The sequence below is a fragment of the Streptomyces sp. NPDC050534 genome, from assembly GCF_044457745.1.
Classification (GTDB): domain Bacteria; phylum Actinomycetota; class Actinomycetes; order Streptomycetales; family Streptomycetaceae; genus Streptomyces.
The window spans coordinates 105,066-122,111 of the sequence record NZ_JBITHF010000011.1; the positions used below are offsets into that span (position 1 = coordinate 105,066).

The 17,046-nt window shown below is 71.7% G+C and carries 14 protein-coding genes and 1 pseudogene; 7 read left to right on the forward strand and 8 right to left on the reverse strand.

The annotated features are described in order from the left end of the window. Positions 1 to 136: 136 nt before the first annotated feature. Both ACIBN2_RS32455 and ACIBN2_RS32460 read right to left on the reverse strand, forming a co-directional pair. A complete protein-coding gene (locus ACIBN2_RS32455) occupies positions 137 to 1,411 on the reverse strand; it encodes a ThuA domain-containing protein (protein WP_399139763.1) in 1,275 nt (424 codons plus the stop codon). A 42-nt stretch (positions 1,412 to 1,453) separates the two neighbouring features. Continuing rightward, positions 1,454 to 2,329: pseudogene (locus ACIBN2_RS32460) on the reverse strand (chitinase); the annotation flags it as partial. A gap of 762 nt (positions 2,330 to 3,091) precedes the next feature. Here ACIBN2_RS32460 and ACIBN2_RS32465 point away from each other — a divergent pair. Together ACIBN2_RS32465 and ACIBN2_RS32470 are read left to right on the forward strand one after the other, a co-directional pair. Beyond that, positions 3,092 to 5,185 carry a DUF1996 domain-containing protein gene (locus ACIBN2_RS32465; RefSeq protein WP_399139765.1) on the forward strand — a complete coding sequence of 698 codons (2,094 nt, stop codon included), beginning with the start codon at positions 3,092 to 3,094 and terminating at the stop codon, positions 5,183 to 5,185. Between the two features lie 143 nt (positions 5,186 to 5,328). Next, the gene (locus tag ACIBN2_RS32470; protein WP_399139767.1) at positions 5,329 to 6,360 is read left to right on the forward strand and encodes a methyltransferase; all 1,032 of its coding nucleotides are present in this window, start codon (positions 5,329 to 5,331) and stop codon (positions 6,358 to 6,360) included. A 27-nt stretch (positions 6,361 to 6,387) separates the two neighbouring features. Here ACIBN2_RS32470 and ACIBN2_RS32475 read toward each other — a convergent pair whose 3' ends face one another. From ACIBN2_RS32475 to ACIBN2_RS32485, 3 genes are all read right to left on the reverse strand, one after another. Continuing rightward, entirely contained in the window at positions 6,388 to 6,663 is a 276-nt protein-coding gene (locus ACIBN2_RS32475) for a hypothetical protein (RefSeq protein WP_399139768.1), read from the reverse strand. 68 nt (positions 6,664 to 6,731) lie between these two features. Continuing rightward, a complete protein-coding gene (locus ACIBN2_RS32480; RefSeq protein WP_399139770.1) occupies positions 6,732 to 8,309 on the reverse strand; it encodes a glycerol-3-phosphate dehydrogenase/oxidase in 1,578 nt (525 codons plus the stop codon). Further along, positions 8,306 to 8,905 (reverse strand): TetR/AcrR family transcriptional regulator, encoded by a 600-nt coding sequence (locus ACIBN2_RS32485; RefSeq protein WP_399139772.1) that lies wholly within the window; start codon positions 8,903 to 8,905, stop codon positions 8,306 to 8,308. The genes ACIBN2_RS32480 and ACIBN2_RS32485 overlap by 4 nt, the downstream gene beginning before the upstream one ends. 82 nt (positions 8,906 to 8,987) lie before the next feature. On the opposite strand from ACIBN2_RS32485, the gene ACIBN2_RS32490 reads away from it, so the two are divergent. Further along, positions 8,988 to 10,586: an FAD-binding oxidoreductase gene (locus ACIBN2_RS32490; protein WP_399139774.1), complete on the forward strand. Its 1,599-nt coding sequence runs from the start codon at positions 8,988 to 8,990 to the stop codon at positions 10,584 to 10,586. Between the two features lie 80 nt (positions 10,587 to 10,666). Further along, positions 10,667 to 11,548 carry a YegS/Rv2252/BmrU family lipid kinase gene (locus ACIBN2_RS32495; protein WP_399139776.1) on the forward strand — a complete coding sequence of 294 codons (882 nt, stop codon included), beginning with the start codon at positions 10,667 to 10,669 and terminating at the stop codon, positions 11,546 to 11,548. Between the two features lie 21 nt (positions 11,549 to 11,569). Here the strand turns inward: ACIBN2_RS32495 and mgrA are convergent, their stop codons facing one another. Then, on the reverse strand, positions 11,570 to 12,619 hold the full coding sequence (gene mgrA, locus ACIBN2_RS32500; RefSeq protein ID WP_399139777.1) for an L-glyceraldehyde 3-phosphate reductase: 1,050 nt from the start codon (positions 12,617 to 12,619) through the stop codon (positions 11,570 to 11,572). Between the two features lie 129 nt (positions 12,620 to 12,748). On the opposite strand from mgrA, the gene ACIBN2_RS32505 reads away from it, so the two are divergent. From ACIBN2_RS32505 to ACIBN2_RS32515, 3 genes are all read left to right on the forward strand, one after another. Continuing rightward, entirely contained in the window at positions 12,749 to 13,207 is a 459-nt protein-coding gene (locus tag ACIBN2_RS32505) for a flavodoxin family protein (RefSeq protein WP_399139779.1), read from the forward strand. 81 nt (positions 13,208 to 13,288) lie between these two features. Next, on the forward strand, positions 13,289 to 14,293 hold the full coding sequence (locus ACIBN2_RS32510) for a LysR family transcriptional regulator (RefSeq protein ID WP_399139780.1): 1,005 nt from the start codon (positions 13,289 to 13,291) through the stop codon (positions 14,291 to 14,293). A 92-nt stretch (positions 14,294 to 14,385) separates the two neighbouring features. Next, positions 14,386 to 14,859, forward strand: a complete 474-nt coding sequence (locus tag ACIBN2_RS32515; protein WP_399139782.1) for a carboxymuconolactone decarboxylase family protein — start codon at positions 14,386 to 14,388, stop codon at positions 14,857 to 14,859. A gap of 84 nt (positions 14,860 to 14,943) precedes the next feature. Here ACIBN2_RS32515 and ACIBN2_RS32520 read toward each other — a convergent pair whose 3' ends face one another. Further along, positions 14,944 to 16,155 (reverse strand): VWA domain-containing protein, encoded by a 1,212-nt coding sequence (locus tag ACIBN2_RS32520; protein ID WP_399139783.1) that lies wholly within the window; start codon positions 16,153 to 16,155, stop codon positions 14,944 to 14,946. Next, a complete protein-coding gene (locus ACIBN2_RS32525; RefSeq protein WP_399139784.1) occupies positions 16,152 to 17,045 on the reverse strand; it encodes an AAA family ATPase in 894 nt (297 codons plus the stop codon). The genes ACIBN2_RS32520 and ACIBN2_RS32525 overlap by 4 nt, the downstream gene beginning before the upstream one ends. Position 17,046: the final 1 nt, after the last annotated feature.

Below are 17,046 nucleotides of genomic sequence, written 5' to 3' on the forward strand. Positions count from 1 at the left end.
CGTGGGTCGCCTTTCGATGACGGGACGTCGGCCCGGAGGGAGTTCCGGGCCGCGCGCCAGGTTATGAGTCCGTCAGATGAAAGGGGGAGCGTCCGTCGGGTCGTTGTGATGAAGGAGGGGTGAACGGTGCCTGTCGCTAGCTCTGTGCGGTGAGTTGGAAGCTCTGCGCGGCCGAGCCGTCGCAGGTGCGCTGGGTGAGCCGGTCGCCGTCCGTCGCCAACGCGGTCGCGCTCAGGCACCTGCCGCTGTGCCGGGCGACGAAGTGGTAGCGGCCGGCCGACTCCCGTACGGGCTGCCACTGCTGGTTCTGGCCGCCCGAGTACGACCACAGCTGCACCGGCGCGTTGTCCGCCGTGGAGCGGTCGGTGACGTCCAGGACCTGCTGCGGATTGCCGCGGGCGGAGACGCGGACGTAGCCGCTGTCCGTGGTGCGGAACTGGTACTGCTGCGCGGTGGTGCCGTTGCAGCCGTACTGCTGGATCGCCGTGCCGTTGGCGGTGGCCGCAGCCTTGGCGTCGACGCAGGTGCCGTTGCCGGTGTTGCGCACCGTGTACCAGGCACTCTCGGAGATCGAGTCGTCCGGCGGCTGGGTGGCGTCCGCTCCGCCCAGCCACTTCAGTCCGTCCAGCAGGAAGCGGTTCTGGGTCGCGCTGGCGAAGGTCGACGACAGGGTGGTGTTGGTGGCGTAGTCCATCGCGTTGTGGCCGAAGTTGGCATACAGCATGCGGTACTTCGTGTTCGTCCACAGGATCGGGTAGTACCCGCTGTACCAGGTCTGGTTCGGGTCGGTGCCGAGCGGGAAGCTGCTCGGGTCGACGGAGGCCAGGATCTTGATGTCGGGGTTCTTGCGCAGGTCGTTCGACCAGCTGTACCACTCGCTGACGGACGAGGTGAACGTGTCCGGCAGGTTCTCGGTCGCGGGGTTGGTGTGGTCCTCGACCCGCAGGACGGCGGTGGTCGGGCCCCAGGTGTTGGACACGAAGTTGCCGCTGCCGAGGAACTGGTTGTGGTACCAGCTCCAGCTCTGCGCGTCCGTGGTGAAGGCGGATACGTGGAAGCCCATCCAGGCTCCGCCGCCGCGCATGTAGTTCTCGAATCCGGTGCGCTGGGCGGCGGTCTGCGGCAAGTCGTCGAGGAACAGGACGACTTGGTAGCCGTTGACACCGCCGTTGGCGAGCAGGTCCCAGTTGTTGCTGGCCGTGTAGGTGAAGCCGTTCTGCGCGGCCTGCTGGGGGAACCACTGGTTGGCCTCGTGGACGAAGCTGATGTGCGCCGCGTCGTAGGTGCCGTTGTAGAGGGCGAGCACCTTGAACGGCTGGGCCGCCGCATGGGCGCGGGGCGCCGACAGCGCCGTAAGCAGGATCGCCAGCAGTGCGAGGATGCGGAGAGTGCCGGATCTCATGGCGTGCATCGCGGGATGCCTCCTGTCAACACAGAACGCCCGTAAGGGAATTCAGCCGGTGTACTGCGAGAAGACACGGGTGTAGTCCCAGTTGGACTGGCCGACGCCGGAGCAGCTGTCGGCGGGGCCTCCGCTGCACGGGCGGTCGCGGTTCGCGGACCAGAACGTCAGGCGGGCCAGGTGGTGCTGCCGGGCGTAGGCGAGGATGGTCTTGAAGTCGTTGACGGTGACGGTCTCGTTGTTGTCGGTGATGCCGTTCATCGACGAGATGCCCATGTCCCGGTAGGCCTGGTCGTCGCTGTAGCCGTAGGCGCTCTTGAGGGCGGACTTGAGGCCCTCGGCGGCCTGCTTGGTGAGGTTGCCCATGTTCTGGCCCGCGCCGCCGAAGTCGAACGGCATGATCGCCCACGCGTCGACGGTCAGCCCGGAGGTGGCGGCCCGTTTGATCAGGCTGGTGTCCGGGCCCGTCTTGTCCGTGCCGATCGTGATGTAGGTCTTCAGGCCCGGGTTCTTCGACTTGACGGTCTTGAGCGCGTCGACGGTGCGCTGCTGGACGGTGGGGTTGCTGTAGGCGTCGGCCTCGATGTCGATGTCGATGGCCTTCAGCTTGTAGGCGTCGATGACCTTCTGGTAGGCGCCGGCGAGTGCGCTCGCACTGGAGCAGGAGCTCTCCAGCTTGTTTCCGCTGTAGCCGCCGAAGGAGGGGATGACGTCGCCGCCGTTGCCGCGCACGGTGTTGACCGTCTTCTGGTCGACGCCCCCGGTCAGGGGGCGGCTGCCGTCCCACTGCGGGTTGCAGTTCCCGTTGCTCAGGACGAAGGCGAGGGTGAACCACTTCACGCCGGTCGCGTTGGTGATCGTGGTGGGGTCGGGCGGGTTGCCCCAGCCGTTGTAGAGGTACGGCGCCACGGCCATCGGCGCCGACGCGGCGGCTCCGGCGGGGGAGGCGGTCATGGTCGCGGCCGACACGGCGATCAGGGTTATGGCGAGGCCACCGCCCAACGCGGCGGCAGGGGTGCGGAGTCGAGTGCTCATGAGTGGGGGTCACAGCCTTTCGGCAGCAGCGGATGGTGGGGGATGCAGCCCGAGAACGTTCATGTTTGTGAATCTCGGGCGTGCCTGTGAAGCTGCGTGTCCGGGAACCTAAAGGTCTGAACCAGACACGTCAAGAGATGAAGCAGGCATCGGATGGGGGGAGTTGGGACGTGCATGTCCTGAAGCCGCCGGTGCCGGCTGCGCTACACGTGTCGTGGCGGCTTGGCGGGAGGGGGCGGGGAAGTTCAAGAAGTAGCGGAAGCGTGCCGCGGCAGCCGGGCGACGCCCCAGCCCGGCAGGTGGGCACCGGAATGGCTGCGTCCGCCCCCCCCCGGGATCTGGCGCCTGAGCGGCGACCCCGTCGACGACCCGTCCTTCTGCTTCCTCTGCCGGCGGCCTGCGCCCGGCGTGGAGACGCGCGGGGACAAGGGGCTGCTCGAACTCTGGCTGAAGCGGACCGGGTTCCGGCTGGAGGCGCGAGGTCCCGGCAGCCGGTGCGACGGCGACGCGCGAGGGATGCGCTTACTCAGAGGTTCCTATGAATTCGTGAGAGGTCTCTATGAATCTGTGGGGCGGTTGAACACGCGCGGGCCGCCGTCCGTATGGGGAGAGGGATTTTCATGCCTGACCACCGTGATCCGTAGGAGAGTTCTCGTGGGACGCAACACGCGCAGACGCCCGACAGGCCCACGCCGCGCGACATTCGCGGCATTCGCGCTGATGCTGGGTGGAGGCGGCCTGGTGGCGGCCAACGTCTATGCCTCTGCGACGGAGGACGGCACGGAGACGGCGCAGACGCGCAGTGCCACGTCCGGCACGATCGACTGCCCTGACGTCGGCAGCAAGTTGACGCAGGTGCCGGAGCAGGCGCGGGGCGACGTCGACAAGGAACTCGCCTCGATGGACCAGCAGGTGGCGGAGGCCTACCAGCAACTCCAGTCGGCGACGCCGGAGCAGCGCCAGGACAGCGGTTACACCGACGACCAGGTGATGAAGCCGCTGAAGGAGAAGCGCAGCGAGACCCTCAACCGCATCGCGGACGCCATGGAACAGGCCGGTCAACGCCCCGACGGGCTCGGCGACATGGCGGGCTGCTCGATGCGCACCTGGAACAACCAGAACGGCGGCCAGGACGCGGGCGGTTCGTCGAGCAGCCCGCAGCCCGGACAGAGCCAGGCAGGCAACGGCGGTCAGCAGAACGGCGGCCAGCAGCAGGGCAACGGCGGTCAGGCCGGCAATGGTCCGGTCGCGGCCGACTTCGTGGACATCACGAAGGTGGCCCCGAACGTCCAGGCCAAGCCGCAGCAGTCCGGCAGCGCCTCGACCGGATCGTTCAGCACGCAGTGCGGAGTCAACGCCAACAAGAACTTCAACACCGACAACGTCATCGTGGCGCCCGGCGTGACCAACGGCGCGCACCACACGCACGACTACGTCGGCAACCAGAAGATCAACGCCTTCTCCAGCAACGACAACTTCCTGCAGGGCGGGACCAGTTGTCAGAACAAGGACGACCTGTCGGCGTACTACTGGCCGGTGGTGCGACTGCAGGACGGCACGCAGGAGTTCGACCAGAACAAGGACGGCGGCGGCAAGGAAGGCAACGTCGGCAAGATCCTGACGCCGGTCCAGGCGCAGATCAAGTACGTCGGCAACCCGACCAGCAAGGTCACGGCGATGCCGCAGTTCCTGCGCATCATCACCGGTGACGCCAAGACCACCACCAACGGTCTGGCCAACGCCAACGCGCACTGGAGCTGCACCGGCTTCGAGGACAAGGTCCAGCTCACGGAGCAGTACCCGCTGTGTCCGCAGGGCAGCAAGGTGGTCCGCACCTTCGCCTTCCAGAGCTGCTGGGACGGCCGGAACATCGACAGCGCCAACCACCGTACGCACGTGGCCTTCGCGGACCCGGCGAGCGGTGCCTGCGGCAACGGCTTCGAGGCGATCCCGCAGCTGACGATGCGCCTGGTGTACGACGTTCCGACGCCGACCATCGAGAACGGCCAGGTCAAGAATCCGTACGCGGTCGACGGCTTCCCGGAGCAGCTGCACAAGGCGGCCACCGACCACGACGACTTCATCAGCATCACGACCGGCGGTCTGGCCGACAAGATCGCGAACTGCATCAACGGCGGCCGCGAATGCGGTGCGGGTACGGGCGAGGACCCGGGTTCGGGCGGCGGCGCGACCCAGCAGCCCACCGAGCAGCCGACGGCCCAGCCCACCGAGCAGCCCACTCAGGAGCCGACGGCCCAGCCGACCGAGGAACCCACCACGCCGCCCGCCGGTGACGACAAGGGCAACACGGGCGACGGTTCCGGCACGGGCGGCACGGGCGGCGGTTCCGGCACGGGCGGCAACGGCGGCGGATCCGGCGACCAGACGGCGCAACCCGCGACCTCCGCACCCGAGACACAGCAGCCGGGCAACGACGACTCGCCCACGGCGGCGAGCACGACGAACCCCCGGGTCTACGCCTCGGCCAAGGCCTCCAAGAGCGCCGCGGCGGCCGCGGGCCAGAGCGGCTCCGGCAGCGACGGCAACAACGCGGGTGACACCTCGGTCCAGGCCCAGGGCACGGGCGGCGACACCTCCGTGGCCGGCAACCAGACCGAACCGCAGGCGTCCCAGCAAGGCGGTCTCGCGGAGACCGGCGCCAACCTGTGGCCCGCCGCGGCCGGCACGCTGCTGCTGATCGCGGGTCTGTTCCTGCTGACCCGTACGCGACGGCGTTACGTGCGCTGACGCCCTGGGGCGCCCGGACCCACCTCGGTCCGGGCGCCCCTTCGTCGTCCGGGCACGTCCGCCCGCGGTGCCGTGCTCGCGGCCAAAAGGCCCGGCGGGAGACCATGGAACGGGTACCCGCAGCCGTTCGCGGAGGGGATGCGATGAACGAGCCCACGCCCGAGGACCGCGATGCGCTCATGTCCACGGTGTTCGAACACATGGAGGCACAGACGCTGGGGGCGGCGGTACGCCTCGGCGTCGCCGACCGGCTGGGCGACCAGGAGCGGGACGCCGCCGACGTCGCCGCAGAGCTGGGGGCCGACCCGGACGCCACCCGCCGTCTGCTGCGCGCGCTGGCCGGGTCCGGCCTGACGACCGAGGTGCGGCCCGGCGTGTTCGCCCTGACTCCGCGCGGCGCGCTGCTGCGCACCGACCGCCCCGACTCGATCGCCGCGTTCGTCGCGATGTTCCTGGACCGGACGACGGTGCGTGCCTGGAGTCACCTCGACGACAGTGTCCGCACCGGGCGCCCCGCCTTCGACGAGCTGTTCGGCACCGGTTTCTTCGGCCACCTGGCGAGCCACCCGGAGCTGTCACGGGCCTTCAACGCCGCGATGGGCCAGGGCACGGGCGCCACCGCGCGGATCCTGAAGAACGAACTCGGCCTGGCCGCAGCCGCCTCGGTCACCGATGTCGGCGGCGGCGACGGGACGCTGCTCGCGGCGATCCTGGCGGCCCATCCGCACCTGCGCGGCGTGCTGTTCGAGACCCCGCAGGGCGCGGCCGAGGCTGGTCCGGTGCTGGCCGCGGCGGGGGTCGCCGGCCGATGTGAGGTCGTCACCGGTGACTTCTTCGTCTCGGTTCCCGCCGGGTCGGACGTCTATCTGCTCAAGGGCGTCGTCAAGGACTGGGACGACGAACGGGCGACCACGATCCTCGCCAACGTCCGGGCCGCGATACCGCGCGCGGGACGGATGCTGATCATCGAAGTGGTGATGCCGGAGACCGTCGACGGGTCCGTGCCGTCGGTGATGTACATCGGCGACCTCCACATGCTGGCCAACGTCAGCGGCCGCGAGCGCACCGAGGCGGAGTACCGGTCGCTGTGCGGGCGCGCGGGTTTCTCCGTGGCCGAGGTGCGGCGCATGCCGCATCCGTCGCCGATCTCGGTGATCGAGGCGCTGCCCGTCTGAGCCCTCGTCCTCGCTCACCAGGACCCGCTAGCGCCCGGACCTGCTGACCGTCTGCCGGACGTCCGCCTCGATCTCGGTCCGCGGCTTCCCCGACTCCTTCGCGTACTCGCTGACCGAGGACTGCGCCTCGCGGGCCAGATCCCGCCAGGCGCGCCACGCGGTCTCGTACGTACTCGTCTGCTGTCCGGTCCAGCCGCCCTGCTGGGTCGGCGGGCCGTACGAGTGGCGCAGCTCCTCGACCCGGCTGTGCGCCTGGTCGGCCGCGCGCTGCTTCTCCACCAGCTCGTCGAATATATGGGTCACGCAAATGGAGCATAGGCGGCTATGTCGTGATGTGCGCGCCGAGCCGATGCCGCCCCGGTCCCGTCGGCTCAACCCCGACTGACCAGGCCCTCTCCGACCAGTTCCCGCACGGCCTCCAGCGCCGCCGCCCGATCCGCCGGGACCATCCCGATCCGGGTACGGCGGTCGAGTACGTCGGCCTCGTCGAGGGCGCCCTCATGGCGCACCGCCCACAGCAGTTCGGCCCCGGTGACGGGGTGGCCGGGCAGCACCCGCTCGCTGAGCCGGGCGTCGCGTTCGCCGAGCGCGAGGACCGCCGGTGCCTCGGTGCCGTAGCGCCGCACCAGGTGACGCGGCGCCTGCAGCGCGTCGAGGACCTCGGGGGACGCGGCGCCGACCAGCGGGAGGGAGGCCGTGGGGGAGGGGCCGGCAGCGAGACCGCGGCCGGCGACGGCGGCGTCCACCGCGTCCTCGGCCATCCGCCGGTACGTGGTGAGCTTGCCGCCGACCACCGTGATCACGCCCTCGGACGAGGTGAGCACGGCGTGCCGCCGGGAGATGTCGGAGGTCCTGGCCGTGGTGCCCCGGTGGCCCTCGGGTGAGGTGTCCAGCAGCGGTCGCAGCCCCGCGAAGGCCCCTACGACGTCCTGTCGCCGGACCGGGAGGTTCAGCACCGAGCCGAGGACGTCGAGCAGGAAGCCGATGTCCGTCTCGGGCACCTCGGGGACGTCGGGGATGTCGCCCTCGACGGGTTCGTCGGTGAGGCCGACGTAGACGCGGCCGTCGCCCTGGGGCAGGACGAGGACGAAGCGGTTGGTCTCGCCGGGGATGGGGATGTGCATCCCGGCCGGCAGTGGGCCGAGGTCTTCCTCGCGCAGGATCAGGTGCGTGCCGCGGGAGGGGCGGATGCGGATGCCGTCCACCAGGCCGCCCGCCCAGACCCCGGAGGCGTTGATCACGGCGCGGGCCCTGATCTCGCCCTCCTCGCCGGTGAGTTCGTCACGGACGAGGGCGCCGGAGCCGGTGAGTTCGAGCGCGCGTACCCGGGTCAGGATGCGCGCGCCGTGCGCGGCCGCGGTGCGGGCGACGGCGGTCACCAGACGGGCGTCGTCGACCAGCCGGCCGTCCCAGGACAGCAGGCCGCCGCGGAGGCCATCGGCGCGCAGGGCGGGGGCGAGCCGGCGAGTCTCCACCGCCGACAGCCGGCGCGGCGGGGGCAGCGTGGCCCGGGCGGTGCGGGCCGTCACGCGCAAGGCGTCGCCGGCGTGGAATCCGGCCCAGGCGAGTGCCGCCTGGCCCCGGGAGACCAGCGGGGTGAGTGGCAGGACGAACGGCTGCGCACGGACCAGGTGGGGCGCCGTGCGCTCCATCAGCGCCCCCCGCTCGACCGCGCTCTCGTGCGCGACGTCGAACTGGCCGGCGGCGAGATACCGCAGCCCGCCGTGGATCAGCTTGCTGCTCCAGCGGGAGGTGCCGAAGGCCAGGTCGTGGGCGTCGACGGCGACCACGCTCAGGCCGCGGGAGGCCGCATCCAGGGCTGCTCCGGCGCCGGTGGCGCCGAGCCCCACGACGAGGACGTCCACCGCGGGGCCGCCGACGGTCCCGGTCAGTTCGCGCGAGCGCCGGGCGGCGGACAGGGACGAGTCGGGGGCGGGGCGCAGGCTCATGGCGTGAGGGTCCTCTCGAGGATGGAGCGCAGCTCCGTGAGGAAGGCCGCGGAGGACAGCTCCGCGTCGTCCTCGTCGGTCATGGTCCGAAGGGAGAGAGTGAAGGACTGGACGATCAGGAGCACGGAGCGGGCCTGACGCTCGGGGTGGTCGAGCCGGATCGATCCGTCGGAGTGCCCTTCCTTGAGGCCGTCGGCCAGCAGCTCCAGGAGGGCGTTCTGGCTGGCGCCGCGCCGGTCCAGCACATAGGGCAGCAGCAGCTCGGGGTCGACGTCGACGATCTTGCGGAAGAGGGGATGGGCGCGGAAGGACTCCACGCCGGCCACGAGCCCGTCCACGAGCAGCCTGCGCGCGTGGGCACCCGGCCTGCGCTCGGGAATCGCCCGGGTGGCCACGCCGACCCACTCGCGGGTCATCAGGTCGCCGACCAGTGTGCGCACATCGGGCCAGCGCCGGTACAGCGTCATCCGCGAGACGCCCGCACGGCGGGCCACGTCGGTGAGCGTCGTACGACGGACCCCGACGGCCAGGACGCAGTCCCGCACCGCGTCGAGCACCGCGTCGCCGTCCGAACTGTTGTGACGAATAGGCGTCATGTGTCACAGTGTAACGCCTCGGCGCCCCCGGGCGTCGAGAGGAGTACGCAAGCGCTCGTATCGACCGGTGAGGACGACAGTCATGGACATGCTGTGGAGCGGCTGGGGCGACCCGGCCAAGGCGGCACCGCTGCCGGACACGGTGATCGGGCTGTTGCGCGATCTGCTCGGAGTGAAGCCGCGCAGCGCCGAGCAGATCGGCCTCGCCGACATCGCCGTTCCGCAAGGGCAGTTGGAGCCCGCCGCGCACCAGGCGCTCGCGGCCGCCCTCGGCGGCGAGGAGTACGTGCGCACCGACGCGGAGACGCGGGTCCGGCACACGCGCGGCAAGTCCACGCCCGACCTGCTGCGCATCCGGGAGGGCGACACCGCCGACACCCCGGCCGCCGTACTGCTGCCGACCGGCCACGACGAGGTCCTCGCCGTGCTGCGCGTCTGCGCCCGGCACCGGCTGGCCCTGGTCCCGTTCGGCGGCGGCACCTCCGTGGTCGGCGGGCTCGCGCCCGGGCGGCGGGGACCGTTCGTCGCCCTGGACCTGCGGCGCATGGACGGACTGCTCGCCCTCGACCCGGTCTCGCGCACCGCGACCCTCCAGCCGGGCCTGCGCGCCCCGCAGGCCGAGGCGCTGCTCGCCGAACAGGGCTTCACCCTCGGCCACTTCCCGCAGTCGTACGAGTGGGCCACCATCGGCGGATTCGCCGCCACCCGCTCCAGCGGTCAGGCGTCCGCCGGCTACGGCCGCTTCGACGAGATGGTGCTCGGCCTCACCCTCGCCACCCCCGAGGGCACCATCGACACGGGCCGCGCCCCGCGCTCGGCCGCCGGCCCGGACCTGCGGCAGCTCCTGCTCGGCTCGGAGGGCGCCTTCGGCGTCATCACGTCCGTCACGGTCCGCATCCGCCCGATCCCCAGGACGCGGATCTACGAGGGCTGGAAGTTCGCCTCCTTCGAGGAGGGTTCCGCCGCGCTGCGCCGGCTCGCGCAGGACGGGCCGCGCCCGACGGTGCTGCGCCTGTCCGACGAGACCGAGACCTTGATCGGTCTGGCCCAGCCCGACGCCATCGGTGACTCCGGCGCCCCGACCGCCGCCGGCTGCACGGCCGTCGCGGGTTACGAGGGCACGGAGGAGGACACGGCATACCGCCGGGAGCGCGCGTCGGCCGTGCTGCGCGAGTGCGGCGGCACACCCCTGGGCGAAGAGCCCGGCGAGCGCTGGGCCCACGGCCGCTACTCGGCCCCCTATCTGCGCGACGCCCTGCTCGACGCGGGCGCCTTCGCCGAGACACTGGAGACGGCGACCTTCTGGTCCCGAGTCCCCGAGCTCTACGCGGCCGTGCGCGACGCGCTCACCACCACCCTCACCGAGGCCGGCACCCCGCCCCTGGTCATGTGCCACATCTCGCACGTCTACGAGAACGGCGCCTCGCTCTACTTCACCGTGGTCTCGGCGCAGGGCGAGGACCCCGTCGCGCACTGGACCCGGGCCAAGCACGCAGCCAACGAGGCGATCCTCGCGGCGGGCGGGACCATCACCCACCACCACGCGGTGGGCACCGACCACCGGGACTGGTACGTCCGCGAGGTCGGCCCGCTGGCCGTCGACGCGCTGCGCGCCGTGAAGCGCATCCTGGACCCGGACGGACTGCTCAACCCCGGCATCCTGCTGCCCCTCGACGACTGACCGGCATCCCGTCCAGCCGGCCGATCGACCCCGCACCCCCGTCCCGCAGAAACCGGCACGTCCGCCCCGGAGGCACACCGATGCGACAGTTCACCGCCGTCGTCAACCCCACCGCGGGCGGGTCGAGTTCGGCCGCCGCGCTGCTCGCCGTGGCCCGGCTGCTGCGCGAGGCGGGGGCCGAGCTGCAGACGGAGTACAGCCGCAGCCTGGCCCACGCCCAGGAACTCGCCCGGCACGCCGGCGAACAGGGCCGCATCGTGCTCGCCGTCGGCGGGGACGGCATGGCGGGCGGCATCGGCGGCGCCCTCAGTGGCACCGGCGCCGTACTCGGCCTGGTCCCCGCCGGGCGGGGCAACGACTTCGCACGAGCCCTCGAACTCCCCACCGCGCCGGAGGAGTTGGCCAAGGTACTGCTCCACCACGAACCCCGCGCCGTCGACACCATCGAGGTCGAGTCGGCCACCCACGACCGCACCGTCGTCCTCGGCAGCGTCTACGCCGGCGTCGACGCCCTCGCCAACCGCCACGCCAACCACGCCAAGCTGCTGCGCGGCGCCGCCTCCTACTACGCCGGCGGGCTGCGGGCCGTCACCACCTGGCGGCCGGCCCGCTACCGGGTCACGATCGACGGCGAGGAACACCTGCACACCGGCTACACGGTGGTGGCCGCCAACTCCGGCTACTACGGCTCCGGCCGGCTCGTCGCCCCGGGCGCCCGGGTGGACGACGGCCTGCTGGACATCGTGCTGATCAGCGAGGCGCCCCGGCGGCTCTTCTTCGCCCTGATGAACGAGCTGAAGACGGGCGGCCACGTCGACCGGCCGCAGGTGCGCGTCCTGCGCGGCAGGGAGATCCACATCTCCGCCGACCGTGACGTGCCCTACGGCGCCGACGGAGAGGTCGACGCCGTCCTGCCCGTCACGGCCAGGGTCCTGCCGGGAGCGCTGCGCGTGCTGTGCTGAGGCGAACGCTCGGCCGGGGCTTCAGTTCGAGCCGAGGTTGCCCAGCCGGGCGTCCCGCCACAGGTCGACACCGCCGTCGGCGGCGTACTTGTCGATCTCGGCCAGCTCCTCGGCGCTGAAGTCGAGGTTCTCCAGCGCGGCGACGTTCTGCTCGAGCTGCTCGGTGCGCGAGGCGCCGATGACCAGTGACGTGACCCGTTCGTCCCGCAGCGCCCAGGCCAGGGCCATCTGGGCGAGGCTCTGTCCGCGCCGGGCCGCGATGTCGTTCAGCGCGCGCAGCCTGACCAGCATGTCCTCCGACAGCCAGGACGTGTCGAACGACGTGCCCGCCGCGGCCCGCGAGCCCTCGGGCACGCCGTTCAGGTAGCGCCCGGTCAGCAACCCCTGGGCGAGCGCCGTGAAGCCGATGACCCCGAAGCCCTCCTCCTGCGCAGCGTCCAGCAGACCCTCCGTCTCGATCCAGCGGTTGAGCATGCTGTACGACGGCTGGTGGATGAGGAGCGGAGTGCCCAGATCGCGCAGGATCGCCACCGCCTCACGGGTGCGCTCGGCGTCGTAGGAGGAGATGCCGACGTAGAGGGCCTTGCCCTGGCGCACCGCCGTGTCGAGCGCGCCCATCGTCTCCTCCAGCGGAGTCGTCGCGTCGAGACGGTGGGAGTAGAAGATGTCGACGTAGTCCAGGCCCATGCGCTCCAGCGACTGGTCCAGCGAGGCGAGCATGTACTTGCGCGAACCGCCGCCCTGGCCGTACGGGCCGGGCCACATGTCCCAGCCGGCCTTCGTGGAGATCACCAGCTCGTCGCGGTACGGCCCGAGGTCCTGCTTCATCAGCCGGCCGAAGTTGATCTCGGCGGAGCCGTACGGCGGGCCGTAGTTGTTCGCCAGGTCGTGATGGGTGATCCCGAGGTCGAAGGCGCGCAGGGCGATCTCGCGCTGCGTCTCGAACGGCTTGTCGTCGCCGAAGTTGTGCCAGTAGCCGAGGGAGAGGAGCGGGAGGTCCAGACCGGAGCGACCGGTCCGCCGGTAGCGCATGGTGCCGTCGTAGCGCTCGGGACGTGCGAGGTGGGTCATGCGCTTCACTGTGCTCGCGCATGATTCTGAAGTCCAACAAGTCCTTTTCATCGGATTCAGCGGTGTCGCTTCTGAATCGGCGTTCGGCCGGGGGCGGCCGCGTCCGGCGCCTGAACTAGGGTGCCAGGCGTGCCCACCTTGCTGATTGTGCATCACACACCCTCGCCGAACTGCCAGGCCATGCTGGAGGCCGTCGTCGCCGGCGCGACCGCGCCCGAGATCGAGGGCGTCGAGGTCGTGCGCCGGCCGGCCCTCGCGGCCACGGCGTCCGACGTGCTCGCCGCCGACGCCTTCGTCCTCGGCACCCCGGCCAACATCGGCTACATGTCCGGGGCGCTGAAGCACTTCTTCGACCAGATCTACTACCCGTGCCTGGACGCGACCCGGGGCAGGCCCTTCGGCTACTACGTGCACGGCGGGAGCGACGTCACGGGCGCGGTGCGGGGGATCGGGACGATCACGACCGGTCTCGGCTGGAAGGCGGCCGCCCGGCCCGTCACGGTGACGGGGGAGCCGGCCAAGGCCGACCTCGAGGCGTGCTGGGAGCTGGGCGCGACGCTCGCCGCCGGGCTGATGGACCAAGCCTGAACCCTCCTGCACCAGGCGTCGCTTGTACCCCACCGGCCACCCATGCCAGTGGCTCCCGGGGAACTGGTGCGCTAATTTGAGGTGCAGGTCACAGGTGATGCACACCCGTGGAGAGCGGGGAGGTTCTCGTTGACCCCGGCACAACTACGGGCCTACTCAGCCACCGTGCGCCTCGGTTCGGTGAAGGCGGCCGCGGCCGACCTCGCCGTGACGGAAGCCGCCGTCTCGATGCACATCGCCCACCTGCGCCGGGAACTCGGCGACAAGCTGTTCACCCGGACCGCGCACGGTCTGGCGTTCACGCCCGGAGGGCTGCGGCTCGCCAGCCGCGCGACCGAGATGCTGGGCCTGCAGGACCGCACCATCCTCGAGGTGCGGCGGGCCGGCTCCGGCCGGCGGCTGCTGCGCCTGGCCGCCTCCAGCCTGTTCGCCGAGCACGCGGCGCCCGGCCTCATCGAGCTGTTCGCCCAGCGCGCCGCCGACCTGGACGTGGAACTGAGCGTGCACGACCCGGAGCGGTTCGGCGCGCTGCTTCTCAACCGCGCGGTCGACGTGGCCGTCGGGCCCCGCCCGGCCACCCTCGACGACACCATGACCTGCACCCACTTCCTCAACTACCAGGTGATCGCGGTCGTCGGCCCCGACCATCCGCTCGCCGCGGGCGGCGCCGGCGTCACGGAGCTGCGCGAGCAGACCTGGCTGCTCGGTCCCTCCGCCGTGGGCCGCGCCGGGCTGGTCCCCTCGGTACTGCGCCGCCTGAGCGTCCCCGAGCACAACCAGCGCATCTTCCAGAGCCACGCGGCCGCGGTGGACGAGGCCAAACGCGGCAAGGGGATCGCCCTGGCGGTGGCCTTCGCCGTGGCGAGGGATCTGTCCGACGGGCATCTTCGGCGGCTCGAAGGCCCCCATCTGCCGGCCCGCGGCTCCTGGAACCTGCTCTCCCTCCACGACCGCGAGGCGCCCCCGGTCGCCGCGGAACTGCGGCGCTTCGTCACCACGCCCCGCGCCACCCAGGCCATGCTGCGCGGCGCGGGCGTGACCGCGGGCCGCTTCAGGCCGGCCGTCCACGTCACCTTGTGGAGCTAGGAGACGCAGGTCACACCGGTGCGTGTCACATCCTGCCGGGTCGTGCCGTCAACGAGGTGTACCCACCGGACAACGGCACACAGGAGCGCACCATGGAAGCTCGCATGAGCCTCTTCGACAACGCGATCGCAGGGAAGCTGCTCAAGCACATCAACGCGGCGGGCAAGGTCGTGGCGGACTCGACACTGCCGGCCGCGACGGGCGAACTGGTGAAGCTGCGCGCCAGTCAGATCAACGGCTGCGGCTTCTGCACCGACATGCACACCAAGGACGCCCTGGCCGCGGGCGAGGATCCGCAGCGACTTCACATGGTCGCCGCCTGGCGCGAGGCCAAGGTCTTCAGCGACGCCGAGCGCGCCGCGCTGGAACTGGCGGAGCAGGGCACCCGCATCGCGGACGCGGCCGGTGGCGTCCCGGACGATGTCTGGGAGAACGCCGCCAAGCACTTCGACGAGGAGCAGCTCGCCGCCCTCGTGGCCACCATCGCCCTGATCAACCTCTACAACCGCTTCAACGTCATCGTCCAGCAGCCCGCCGGCGACTATCAGCCCGGCATGTTCGGCTGATGCCCGCCACCTGACCGGGCCGCCGGTGCCGTCGTGCGGCGCCGGCCACGGCAGACGGCCCGGGCAGCCTCCCGCCCGGGCCGTTCAGCGCCGGCGCACGTGCCGCGCCACCTCGCCCGGCACCCGCAGCAGATCTCCGAAGGTGTCCGCCGGCAGCAGCAGGTCCACGTACGGAAGCGCCGCGGCCATCGTCGTCGTACGCGGGACGAAGCCCGGCGTCGCGGCGCGCGGGTTCAGCCAGACGACCAGGTGCGCGCGGCGCCGCAGCCGGGCCATGGCCGCGGCCAGCCGCTCCGGCGGATCGCCGTCCCAGCCGTCCGAACCGATCAGGACCACCGCGCCGCGCACCGTGCCCCCGTGGTGCGAGGCGAGCAGCGTCGACAGGCAGTGCGCGATCCGCGTACCGCCGAACCGGTCCGCGACCCGTTCCGTCGCCTCCTCCAGCGCCGCCTCGGTCGAACGGTTGCCCAGCGTCGTGGTCAGCCGGGTCAGCGAGGTCGCGAAGGCGAAGACCTCGGCGTGGGTGGTCAGTGCCAGCGCCCGCATCAGATGCAGATACGCCCTTGCCTGCGCCTCCATCGACCGGCTCACGTCGCACAGCACCACCACCCGGCGGGGCCGGCGCACGGGTCCGGTGCGCACCAGATGGACCGGGTCCCAGCCGGTGCGCCGCGCCTGGGCCGCCGTCTCGCGGATCGCCACCCGGGGGCCGCCCGGCCGCACCGCGAACCGGCGCGACCGGCGCACGGGCCACTCCCGCAGCGCCCGCTCCAGCCACCGGCCGAGCAACTGCGCCTGTACGGCGTCGAGTTGCTCGAACGGCGTGTTCAGGACCCCGGCGAGATCGCTGGGCAGACGCTGCGGCACGGCAAGCTCCACGTCGTCACGCCGGTCCGCGTCCGCGACGACGGGCGGCAGGGTCACCCACGGCAGACCGCGCCGGTCACCGGATGCGCCGGAGACGTCGTACGGCTCGCCCGGCGCCGGTGAACGGGCGTCGCCCCCGCGCGGCCCGGACCGCGCGCCGTCGCGCCGGGCGTTCGGGTCGAGGGACAGCAGGGCCTCACCGAAGACGGCGCCGAAGACCTCGTCGAACCGCGTCAGGTCCGGCCTGCGACGGACGAGCGTGACCCGGGCCGACCAGTACAGCGCCGTCCGGGACACGGGGGGCACCGCGACGAGCGCCCGTACGAAGTCCTGCGTGGCCGTGAGCTCCACCGCCACCCCGTGCTGCCTGAGCCGGTCGGCGAACGCGACGGCGAAGGCGGCCCGGTCGACGGCCGGCAGGAAGCTCACGATCGCCTCGCCTGTTCGGCAGGACCCAGCTGGTCGAGCGCCTCGGTGATGGCGATGCGGTCGTCGGGGCTCTTGGCGACCGTGCTGAGCGTGCCGACGACGTCGGCACGCGTCAGCCGTGCGACGCGCAGTGCCGCCAGCGCGGAGACCCAGTCGATCGCCTCCGCCATCCCCGGCGCCTTGTCCAGGTCGAGGCGGCGCACCCCGCCGATGAACTGCGTCGCGGAGGCGATCAGCGGCTCGGACGCGGCCGGTACCGAGCGGCGCAGGATCTGCGCGGCGCGCTCGGGGGAGGGGAAGTCGATCCAGTGGTAGAGGCAGCGGCGGCGCAGTGCGTCGTGCAGTTCGCGGCTGCGGTTGGAGGTGAGCAGGACGACGGGTGGGCGTACGGCGGCGAAGGTGCCCAACTCGGGCACGGTGATGGACCATTCACCGAGGAACTCGAAGAGCAGCGCCTCGAACTCGTCGTCGGCCCGGTCGATCTCGTCGATCAGCAGGACGGGCGGCAGCGGCCCCGCGTGCCGTACCGCCCGCAGCAGGGGCCGGTCGAGCAGGAACTCCTCGGTGAACACGTCGGCGTCGGAGAGCTGTCCGCCGCGCGCCTCGGTGAGCCGGATGGCGAGGAGCTGGCGCTGGTGGTTCCACTCGTACAGGGCCTCGCCCTGCGTGAGCCCCTCATAGCACTGGAGCCGGATCAGCGGGGTGTCCAGCGCCTGGGCGAGGGCCTTGGCGAGGCTGGTCTTGCCGACGCCGGGCTCGCCTTCCACCAGGAGCGGCCGGTCGAGGACGGTGGCCAGGAAGAGGGCGGTCGCGGTGCCGTCGTCGACCAAGTGGCCGACCGCGTCCAGGCGTTGCCGTACCTCCTGCGCACCGCTGAACAACTCGCTCACG